The sequence below is a fragment of the Priestia endophytica genome, from assembly GCF_026790145.1.
GTDB classification, from domain to species: Bacteria; Bacillota; Bacilli; order Bacillales; family Bacillaceae_H; genus Bacillus_I; species Bacillus_I endophytica_A.
On the sequence record NZ_JALAMS010000086.1, the window covers coordinates 1 to 1,129 of the forward strand.

Consider the following 1,129-nt stretch of genomic DNA (forward strand, 5'->3'; position numbering starts at 1 on the left):
ACGGTTCTTAGGGGAGTTGGGGGCAGCGATGCCCCCTGCTTACCCGACTAAACTAGATTCAAATAACATATCATAATGTTTTTTCAAAATTATTCTTTTTAAATGATAATATCGATGTATAGATATTTATAAAAAATTGCCTGATGGGGGGAGCAAATATCAGTGGTACAAATTCGCGAAATTAAGCTAGAGGATGCAAAAGGACTGATTAAACATGCAGAGTCTGTCTTAGAAAACAGTACATTTACTCTTACTACTCGGGAGGAGTTCCAGGCGTCTGAAGATTCTCAGAAACAGTGGATTAAAAATATGCAAAAGCAAGGCAACCTTATTTTAATAGCTGAAAATGAAGGGGAAATCATTGGGGATTTATTATTTATCCGTGGTAAGAAGAAAAGAAACTCCCATACAGGGGAATTAGCAATAGGTATTCAGGAACCATACAGGGGAAAGGGTATTGGGAGACAGTTACTTCAATCCTTAATTATTTGGGCTAAAGGTCAAGAATCAATTAAAAAGCTATGCTTACAAGTTATTGAAGGAAATGATCCTGCTATTGGTCTATATAAGAAGGTAGGGTTTCAAGAGGAAGGTCGTTTAAAAAATCAAGTTATGTTTAGTAAAGATAAATATGCGGATATGATTAACATGAGTTTATTCTTAGATTCATAAAGAAATTTCCGATAATCAACATTACGTAAACAAGAAACTCCTTTAGGCAAAAGGTCTGGAGGGTATTTTTATAGAATTATAGTTAAGTTGACTACTGATACCTTATATTATGTCGATAATGAATAGTGAAATAGGGGGGATTTCAAATGACACATCACTCATTAAAATTATACGACTACCATGTATGGGCAAACCAAAAAATTTTCGACCGATTAAAAGAACTTTCCGAGGACATTTACGAAAAGGAAATTCAGAGCGTTTTTCCTTCTATATCAGAGGTGATGGCGCATATTTATGTCGTCGATAACCTATGGTTAGACATTATTTCCGGTAAAAAATTTGATGAAGTATATGCGTTGGCTGATCGATTGAAAGAACAGATGGAAAAGAAAAGAATCGAGGAAGTAGAAACGATGTTTTTCGATTTATCTGAACGGTACAAAGCGTTTCTCGATCG

At 35.1% G+C, this 1,129-nt stretch carries 2 protein-coding genes; both read left to right on the forward strand.

Annotation, left to right across the window (positions count from 1 at the left end; genetic code table 11):
• Nucleotides 1-162: 162 nt before the first annotated feature.
• A complete protein-coding gene (locus MOC86_RS27245) occupies nt 163-672 on the forward strand; it encodes a GNAT family N-acetyltransferase (protein WP_268587009.1) in 510 nt (169 codons plus the stop codon).
• 146 nt (nt 673-818) lie between these two features.
• A partial coding sequence (locus MOC86_RS27250) for a DinB family protein (protein ID WP_326847772.1) occupies nt 819-1,129 on the forward strand: 311 nt, incomplete at its 3' end.